The organism is Streptosporangium sp. NPDC002721 (assembly GCF_042888905.1).
Taxonomy (GTDB): Bacteria; Actinomycetota; Actinomycetes; order Streptosporangiales; family Streptosporangiaceae; genus Streptosporangium.
The window spans coordinates 188,911-197,255 of the sequence record NZ_JBIAQI010000014.1 but is presented as its reverse complement, the minus strand read 5'-3'; the positions used below and the strand labels follow the sequence as shown (position 1 = coordinate 197,255).

The window sequence follows — 8,345 nt, the reverse complement described above, 5'->3', positions numbered from 1 at the left end:
CCGGGGCCCCCCCCCCCCCCCCCAACCCACCCCCCCCCAACCCCCCCCCCCCCCCCCTCCGGGGGGGGGCCCCCGCCCCCCCCCCCCCCCCCCCCCCCCCCACGCCGGCCTATCGAGCCCTCCCGGACAGCAGGGCCGTCCAGATCGCCCGAGTTTCGGTGATCGACCAACGATGGCTCTCGTCCACCCGGTGATCGCCGTCGAGTTGTGTGATGCGCCGGATGAAGCCCTGACCACCGCCCTCGCACAGCTCGTACACCGTGGCCCGGCACGCGCACGTCCACGCCACCGGCCGCACCCGTTCCGGCATGCCGTACGACGCGCGCCAGTCGAGCCGCGTGTGATCACGCTGTGCCGGGCCCAGATGCGGGCTCAGGCACGTCTCGTCCAGCCCGATCACGGCACCCGCTCCGGGATCACCTCGGATGGCGGATATGCCCGCTGGAGTTCTTCGCGGCGATGGGCGACGCATCGTGCCGCTGCAACCGGATCGTCCACACCGTACGCGGTGTAGAGCCGCCGTCCCGTCTTCCATGACAGGTGACCGGTCCACCACCGGTAAACCGTGCCGTCCGTCCAGACGAGAAGCTCACGCCAGACCGACACCATGGCGACGCCGAACCCGTGGTGGACATCGGCGTGAACGCCCAGAGCCGCGAGTTCGGTTCGCAGGTCCTCCGCAGCGGCACAGGCGTCGCGGGGAGTATCGGGTCTCACCGCTTCCGAAGAGATGGCGACCATGCCCGCAAGCATCACGGAGAGTTACATCTGACTCCAGATACGTGATGTGGCAGTTGAAGGTCGCGATCATGAAACCTGCCACGCGAGGTGGCAGTCCGGTCAGGACTCGATCCCCAGGAAGCTCGCGATCTCCGCGTGCTCGGCCCGCAGCGCCCGCGAACGGTCCTCGATGAGCTGATCGACCACGCGCCGGGCGAACGACTGGTACCTGAGCCAGTGCGGCACCCGCGTCCTGAGGTCGTGGAGGATCACCCATGATTCGGCCGTGTTGCCCTCGGAGGCGTGGGCGCTCGCCACATCGAGCAGGTGGCGATGCCGGGTGCTGCTCGACAGCCTGCCCGACGGCCGCACCCCCTCGTGAATCTCCAGGGCCCTGGCACTCTTCCCCTGGACCACGGCGTACTCGACGGCTTTGATCTGGATCAGCTCCGGGGAGAAACCCGCGAAGGTCGCCGAACCCCGAGCCGCCCACAGCGAAGGAGCCTCCAGCTCCCGTCCCTCGATGCGATGGGCCCCGGCCCTGGCGAGGGCCAGCATCTCGTCGGCATCGTCACCCTCGTTGTTCCGTACGGCCGCCGCCGACGCCCACAGCAACAGCCAACCCCAGGTGGCGAACTGCGCGGGGGTGCCGGTCGAGAATCGTGGCTCGATGGCCTCGGCGGTCGTCATGGCGGCACGGCGGGAGTCGTCCAGTCGTCCCTCGCGAAGGAACAGCCAGCACTCGTTGAAGACGTTCCACGCGCCCAGCAGCGGATCGTCGGCTCGCTCGGCCGCCGCGATCCCCTCGGAGATCGCCTGGTAGGCGAGGTCGTACTGCTGAAGCTGGATCAGTGCCTGCGCGGAGAACTGGAAGGTCTGTGAGAGAAGCGTCAGCGCGGCGCGCTCCTCGTCTCCGCCATAAGCGTCGGCCAGCAGTGAGCGGGCCTCCAGAAGCAGCGAGGGAATCGTCTGCACGACCGCGCGGTAGTCGTCCTCCCTGTAGAGCCGGTTCGCCGCCAGGAACGAGGCACGCACCGATTCGTACGTGACCTGGCCGTCGAGGTCGGGCAGCTGGACTCCGGTCAGCCCGCGCACCGGCTTGAGTGTCCGGCGCAGCGCGAAGAGGTCCGCATGCACGGTCTCGTCCAGGGGCGACACCGGTTCGGGGGAGGGCTGGAACAGGTCGGAGGTCCGCACGTTCAGCGCCTGGGCCAGCTTGCGCAGCGTCGAGACGCGGGCACTCTTGCGGTCGCCCTGTTCGAGTTTTCGGACGGTGGACACGCTGACACCCGAGCGCTCTTCCAGGTCTTCCTGCGTGAGCCCTTTGCTCACCCGGATGCGTGCCAGGTTGTCACCGAGGGCCGGTTCCACCGCCATGATCCAGAACACCTCAATCCGGAGTCGGCCTGCCTCCAGGGTAATCCCGGCCGCCGGCCCTCTTTTGGCGGAAGCGCCATTGTTCCCTCAAGGCGAGGGAGACCGTGCGGTCCGGGTGGACCGCATAGACCTGTGAGCCTACGCATGACGGTCCCGGGGCTCGACATGTCCGCCGAGGGCTTGAACCTGCCGCGACGGCAGGTCGTACCGTCGTGGACGTGATCGGGAAAGACGACGCCGGGCGCCGGTGGAGCATCGGTGAGGTGGCGCGGGCGAGCGGGACGACCGTGCGGGCACTGCGCCACTACGACGCGATCGGCCTGCTGCGCGCGAGCGAACGCACAGCGTCGGGCCACCGCCGCTACATCGGGGACGATGTTCGGCGGCTGTACCGGGTGCGGGCCCTGCGAACGCTCGGGCTGTCCCTGGAGGAGATCGCGGAAGTCCTCGCGGACTCCACGGACGGCCTGGCGGCGATGCGCGACCTGCTGACGGCCCAGCTCCGCGAGCTGGAGGCGCAAGGCGTACGGATCCAGCGGCTCACCCAGCGGCTGCACGGCCTGCTGGGACAGATCGACAACGCGTCGATGCCCGATCCGGACCAGTTCATGACGACCCTGGAGATGATCTCTATGTTCGAGAACTCGTTCACGACGGAACAGCGGGAGCGGCTGGCCAGGCGCAGGTCCGACCTCGGCCCTGAGGTCGTCGAGACGGCCAGAACCGAATGGGCGGGGCTCGTCGAGGAGCTCCTGCGGCACGTGCGGGACGACACCCCCGTCGACGACCCTCGGGTGCGGGCCCTGGTCCACCGCTGGGACGCGCCGGCGAACCGGTTCCACGACGACAGCGACGACGGGGAGGGGACCAAGGCCGCGGCGCGGCGGATGTGGCGGGAGAACAGCGAGGAGATCGGCCGGAGCCTCCCCTGGCCCGCGGACCGCATGCGCAACCTGGTGCACTACCTGGAGCGCTCACGGCAGGCCGGATGACCACGACCTGAAACGCTCACCACAGGCCGGACGACCACGACCTGAAACGCTTCCAGGCCCGACCTGAGGACGGTGTCCTCCAACGCCCGAAGGGGTGAGTGGGAGCCGGACTCCGGTCGTGTCCCGGCGGCCTGGGAGGACTGCAGGACGACCCGCCGGACCCCGGACGCCTTCGCGACGTCGAGGATGGCCCCCGGGTTCAGGTGCTCACCGGCACCGGCACCGGCCTCGTCGAGGCGGCGATCGACGCGCACGCGCTCAACTTCCAGGCGATGACCGCCTCCCTCGACCTGCGCACCGGCCCCCGGGACCGCCTGAAGGCGCTCCTGCGCGGCTGGGCCGAGCAACGCGAGCTCACCGCACGGTACGGCTGCCCCACCGGGACCCTCTGCTCGGAGCTCGACAAGCGCACCGACGGCCTGGACCGCGCCGCGGCCGAGGTCATGCGGTTGCTGATCGACTATGCCGAGCTGCAGTTCCGGTCCATGGGCCGAGCCGACTCCCGCGAGCTCGCGATCGCTCTGGTCTCCGCCTACCAGGGCATCTCGCTCCTCACCAACACCTTCAGGGACCCCGAGCTCATGACCGGGGAGTGCCGTCGCCTGGAGCGCTGGATCGACTCACTCGCCTGAGGGCCCGCGCCGGTGAGCTCGGCGGCCCGCGCCAGGTTCGCCGAAACGCCCGTACGGGCTCACGGAAGATCGACGCCACGCCCGGGGCGACCGCCACGAGAACCAATCACCATCAAAGGTAAAAAACGCTTCCACCTGCGGTTATATATGTCGATATAGCGCCAAGACCCCGTCAGTGAAGTGAATTAGTATCCGATATGTGAGCATCCCATCCCATGGGCCGCTGAAGCTGAGCGTTGGCGCGAGCACCGGTATGAAGATCGGCGCCATCCTCCTCACCGTCCCATTCGTCGGTTTCCCGCTGTTTGTGATCTCGAAGCTCGAACGGGCCGTTCAGTTCTCCGAGGGATCCGCTCTCGGATTCCAGCTCCTGATGGTGCCCTTCGTCGTGGCCCTGCTGGTCTTCCTCGTCGTCGCCCTCGGCATCTTCCGCTTCCGGGCGGAGATGGAGGGAAGCGTCGTGGAGGTCCACGGCGCGTTCACGACGCGCAGGGTGGACCTCGCGCGGGCCCGCGTCTGGCTGGACTCCTTCTCCGAGCGCTCAAGGGCCCGCGACCTGACGAGCCACCGGCTCCCGTACCTGTACATGTACGCCCAGGAGCCGGGCGGCCGGAAAGTCCTGCTGCGGCTGCGCGCGGCGCGCGCCTTCCTGCCGCCGCACGAGCTGGCGGCCCTCGCGGACGCCATCGAGTCGGGCCACCGTACGGGGGAGGACGCCGACCAGGCGGCCCGCACGGCCGACCTCCTCCGGCGCCTGAGCGCCGACCCCGCCGTCAAGATCCCCTGAGCGACTCCCGTTCCCACAACGGCCCACAGGTTCCCGTCACGGCCCAGGGATTCCCATACGACTCAGGGCTTCAGCGGGCCGGGACACACGTCCTAGGGTTGGCCCGTGCTGCATCTACGTGTGATCAGTCCACCGGAGCTGTCGGGCAAGGTGCTGGAGGTGCTCGACGGGTGCGTCGGCGTCGTCAACATCGTCGTGTTCCCCGGCGCCGCGCGCTCCCCCGCCGGCGACCTCCTTCAGTTCGACATCGCCCGCGAGTCCGCCAACGAGGTGATCGACCACCTCCAGGACCTCGGCCTGCACGCGGAGGGCTCGATCGCGGCCGAGCAGGTCGACCTGTCGATCTCGGAGGTGGCCGAGCGCGCCCAGGAGGAGGCGCCCGGTGACAGCGACGACGCCGTGGTCTGGGCGGAGTTCGCCCAGCGGGTCGACGAGGACACCCGGCTCACCTGGGCCTTCCTGGCGTTCCTGACGATCGCCACGCTGCTCGCGGCGATCGGCGTGATCGTCAACTCACCGATCCTCATCATCGGCGGGATGGTGATGGGGCCGGAGTTCGGCGCGATCGCGGCCATCTGCTTCGGCCTGCTCCGTACCGACCGGGACCTCATCGGCCGCGCGTCCAGGACCCTGGTCCTGGGCTTCGCCGCCGCCATCGCGATCACCTTCGTCTGCGCACTGGTCTCACGGGGGCTCGGCTGGATCGACGTGAACTCACTGAACGGGCACAAGGAGATCGAGTTCATCGTCAAGCCCGACAGGTGGTCGTTCATCGTCGCGCTGCTCGCCGGGGCCGCCGGGGTGCTCTCGGTCACCGCGGGCAAGTCCTCGGCCCTGGTCGGCGTCTTCATCTCGGTCACCACGGTCCCCGCCGCCGGATACTTCGCGGTCGCCGCCGCGCTGGCCCGCTGGGGCGACATGGCCGCCTCGGCCGTCCAGCTCGGGGTGAACGTCGCGGGCATGGTCATCTCCGGCGTGGTGACGCTCCTCGTCCAGAAGGCCTACTGGTCCCGGTTCGGGATACGCCTGCCCGCCCGTCCGGGTGGGGGTTAGCCGCCGAGAATTGCCCTTTCGGACGAGGCGGGCCTCCTTCCCGTGACGGAGGTGCGCACCTGCGGCGACGGATAGTGTCCGAGCATGACTATCCTCGCCACCGAGGGACTAACCAGACGTTTCCCCCGGGTGACGGCGCTCGACCAGCTCACCGTCACCGTCGGCCCCGGTGTGACCGGCCTGGTCGGCGCCAACGGCGCGGGCAAATCCACGCTGATCAAGATCCTCCTCGGCCTGCTCGAACCCAGCGCGGGAAGCGCCCGGGTGCTGGGCATGGACGCGGCGACCCAGGGGGCGGAGATCCGCCGGGTCGTGGGTTACATGCCGGAGCACGACTGCCTGCCGCCCGACCTGTCCGCCACCGAGTTCACCGTGCACATGGCCCAGATGTCGGGCCTGCCGCGCACCGCGGCCCGCGAGCGCGCCGCCGACGTCCTGCGCCACGTCGGGCTGTACGAGGAGCGCTACCGGGCGATGGGCGGCTACTCCACCGGCATGAAGCAGCGCGTCAAGCTGGCCCAGGCCCTGGTGCACGACCCGCGCCTGGTCCTGCTGGACGAGCCCACCAACGGCCTCGACCCGCGGGGCCGCGACGAGATGCTCTCGCTGATCCGCAGGATCGGCTCCGAGTTCGGCATCAGCGTGCTGGTCACCTCCCACCTGCTGGGCGAGCTGGAGCGGATCTGCGACCACGTCATCGTCATCGACGGCGGCAAGCTGCTGCGCTCCTCGGCCATCGGGGAGTTCACCCAGATCACCCAGACCGTGACCGTCGAGGTCGAGGAGGGCCAGGACGCGCTGGCGGCCCGCCTGACCGAGCTGGGCGAGACCGTCACCCCGCACGGCAGGCTGCTGCTCGTCCACGTCCGCGCGCCGGAGACCTTCGACACCCTCCGCGACGCCGTCTGCGAGCTCGACCTCTGCCTCGTACGCGTGGAGCAGGGCCGCCAGCGCATCGAGGACGTCTTCAGGGAGCCCGCCAATGTCTGAGTCCGTCTCCGAACCCACGGGCGTCATCCACGACATCGGATACCGCCACTACGAGGGGCCCCGGCTCGGCCGCGGCCACGCCACCGCCGCGCTCACCGTGCACAGCCTGCGCGGGATCTTCGGGCTCGGCCGCACGGCCCGTTCGAAGATCATCCCGTTCTCGCTCCTGGGCATCATGCTCCTGCCCGCGGTCGTCTCCATCGCCATCATGGCGCTGGCCCAGCAGGAGGGGATGCGCTACACCGAGTACGCCGTCATCATGCAGGCCGTGCTCGCGATCTTCCTCGCCTCGCAGTCGCCGTACGCCGTCGCGCCCGACCTGCGCTTCCGGGTGCTGCCGCTCTACCTGTCGCGCCCGGTGACGATCGGGGACTACGTCGGGGCGAAGCTCGCGGCGATGACCGTCGCCATGTTCCTGCTGCTGGCGGCACCGCTCACCGTGCTCTACATCGGTGAGGTGGTCATCGACCTGCCCGGCGACACGCACACCGCCGAGTACCTCACGAGCATGGCCGGAGCGGTCGGCTACGCGCTGCTGCTGGCCTGCCTGGGCGTGGCCATCGCCTCGTTCACCCCCAGGCGCGGGCTGGGCGTGGCCGCGGTCATCGCCTTCTACCTGCTCGCCTCCGCCGTGTCGACCGTGCTGTTCGCGACGCTGGAGTCGATGGGCGACGACACCACCGCCGCGTGGGCGTGGCTGATCAACCCGTTCTTCCTCGTGGACGCCGCCATACATGTCGGCCTCTTCGGGGCGACGCCCACCGCGGGCGTCATCTACCCTCCCGGCGGCGGAACCCTGGTCGCGGGAGTGATCCTGATCGCGCTGATCGCCCTCTCCGTCACGGCCCTGCTCGCGCGCTACCGTAAGGCGGCCTCCCGATGAAGATCGAACTGGCCCAGGTGTCCCGCTGGTACGGCAACGTGGTCGCCGTCAACGACATCACCATGACCGTCGGCCCCGGCGTCACCGGCCTGCTCGGCCCGAACGGCGCGGGCAAGTCCACGCTGCTGCACATGATGGCCGGGTTCCTCGCCCCCTCCGGCGGCACCGTCACCCTCGACGGCGACCGCATCTGGCGCAACCACGAGATCTACCGCTCCATCGGCCTGGTCCCCGAGCGCGAGGCCGTCTACGGCTTCCTCACCGGCTGGCAGTTCGTACTGTCCAGCGCCAGGCTGCACCGCCTCCCCAACCCCGACGACGCCGCGCGCAAGGCGCTCGCCCTGGTGGAGATGGAGAGTGCCAAGGACCGCAGGATCGAGACGTACTCCAAGGGCATGCGCCAGCGCGTCAAGGTGGCCGCGGCCCTCGTCCACGACCCGCAGGTCCTGCTGCTCGACGAGCCGTTCAACGGCATGGACCCGCGCCAGCGCCTGCACCTGATGGACCTGGTCCGCGCCATGGGCACCGCGGGCAAGACCATCCTGTTCAGCTCGCACATCCTGGAGGAGGTGGAGCGGGTCGCCCAGCACATCGAGGTGCTCGTCGCCGGGCGCCACGCCGCCTCCGGCGACTTCCGCGAGATCCGCCGCCGGATGACCGACCGCCCGCACCTGTTCAGGGTCCGCTCCAGCGACGACCGCCGCCTGGCGTCCGCGCTGATCGCCGACGCCTCCTCGGGCTCGGTCTCGCTGACCGAGGCGGGCCTGGAGGTGCACGCCGTCGACTTCCGGCGCTTCACCCGGCTGCTGCCCAGGGTCGCCAAGGACGCCGACATCCGGATCCTGCAGGTCTCCCCCGCCGACGAAGACCTGGAGAGCGTCTTCTCCTACCTGATCAACAGGAGCAGCTGA

10 protein-coding genes are annotated in these 8,345 nt (G+C 69.8%); 7 read left to right on the top strand and 3 right to left on the bottom strand.

Annotation, left to right across the window (positions count from 1 at the left end):
- Window positions 1–109 precede the first annotated feature (109 nt).
- The 3 genes from ACFYWM_RS21820 to ACFYWM_RS21810 form a co-directional block, all read right to left on the bottom strand.
- Window positions 110–400 (bottom strand): hypothetical protein, encoded by a 291-nt coding sequence (locus tag ACFYWM_RS21820; RefSeq protein WP_389917264.1) that lies wholly within the window; start codon window positions 398–400, stop codon window positions 110–112.
- The gene (locus ACFYWM_RS21815) at window positions 397–741 is read right to left on the bottom strand and encodes a hypothetical protein (RefSeq protein WP_389917263.1); all 345 of its coding nucleotides are present in this window, start codon (window positions 739–741) and stop codon (window positions 397–399) included. The genes ACFYWM_RS21820 and ACFYWM_RS21815 overlap by 4 nt, the downstream gene beginning before the upstream one ends.
- Before the next feature lie 99 nt (window positions 742–840).
- Window positions 841–2,097: a helix-turn-helix domain-containing protein gene (locus tag ACFYWM_RS21810; protein ID WP_389917262.1), complete on the bottom strand. Its 1,257-nt coding sequence runs from the start codon at window positions 2,095–2,097 to the stop codon at window positions 841–843.
- A gap of 218 nt (window positions 2,098–2,315) precedes the next feature.
- Here ACFYWM_RS21810 and ACFYWM_RS21805 point away from each other — a divergent pair, with 218 nt between their 5' ends.
- The 7 genes from ACFYWM_RS21805 to ACFYWM_RS21775 all read left to right on the top strand — a co-directional run bounded on the left by ACFYWM_RS21805 (window position 2,316) and on the right by ACFYWM_RS21775 (window position 8,345).
- Window positions 2,316–3,089 (top strand): MerR family transcriptional regulator, encoded by a 774-nt coding sequence (locus tag ACFYWM_RS21805; RefSeq protein WP_389917261.1) that lies wholly within the window; start codon window positions 2,316–2,318, stop codon window positions 3,087–3,089.
- A 98-nt stretch (window positions 3,090–3,187) separates the two neighbouring features.
- Window positions 3,188–3,721 carry a TetR/AcrR family transcriptional regulator gene (locus tag ACFYWM_RS21800; RefSeq protein WP_389917260.1) on the top strand — a complete coding sequence of 178 codons (534 nt, stop codon included), beginning with the start codon at window positions 3,188–3,190 and terminating at the stop codon, window positions 3,719–3,721.
- 199 nt (window positions 3,722–3,920) lie between these two features.
- Window positions 3,921–4,508, top strand: coding sequence for a hypothetical protein (locus ACFYWM_RS21795; RefSeq protein WP_389917259.1), 588 nt, complete (start codon window positions 3,921–3,923; stop codon window positions 4,506–4,508).
- 105 nt (window positions 4,509–4,613) lie between these two features.
- The gene (locus ACFYWM_RS21790; protein WP_389917258.1) at window positions 4,614–5,561 is read left to right on the top strand and encodes a DUF389 domain-containing protein; all 948 of its coding nucleotides are present in this window, start codon (window positions 4,614–4,616) and stop codon (window positions 5,559–5,561) included.
- A gap of 84 nt (window positions 5,562–5,645) precedes the next feature.
- Complete coding sequence (locus ACFYWM_RS21785) at window positions 5,646–6,551, top strand: ABC transporter ATP-binding protein (RefSeq protein ID WP_389917257.1); 906 nt, start codon at window positions 5,646–5,648, stop codon at window positions 6,549–6,551.
- Entirely contained in the window at window positions 6,544–7,434 is an 891-nt protein-coding gene (locus ACFYWM_RS21780) for an ABC transporter permease (RefSeq protein WP_389917256.1), read from the top strand. The genes ACFYWM_RS21785 and ACFYWM_RS21780 overlap by 8 nt, the downstream gene beginning before the upstream one ends.
- Entirely contained in the window at window positions 7,431–8,345 is a 915-nt protein-coding gene (locus tag ACFYWM_RS21775) for an ABC transporter ATP-binding protein (RefSeq protein ID WP_362678441.1), read from the top strand. Before ACFYWM_RS21780 ends, ACFYWM_RS21775 begins: the two co-directional genes overlap by 4 nt.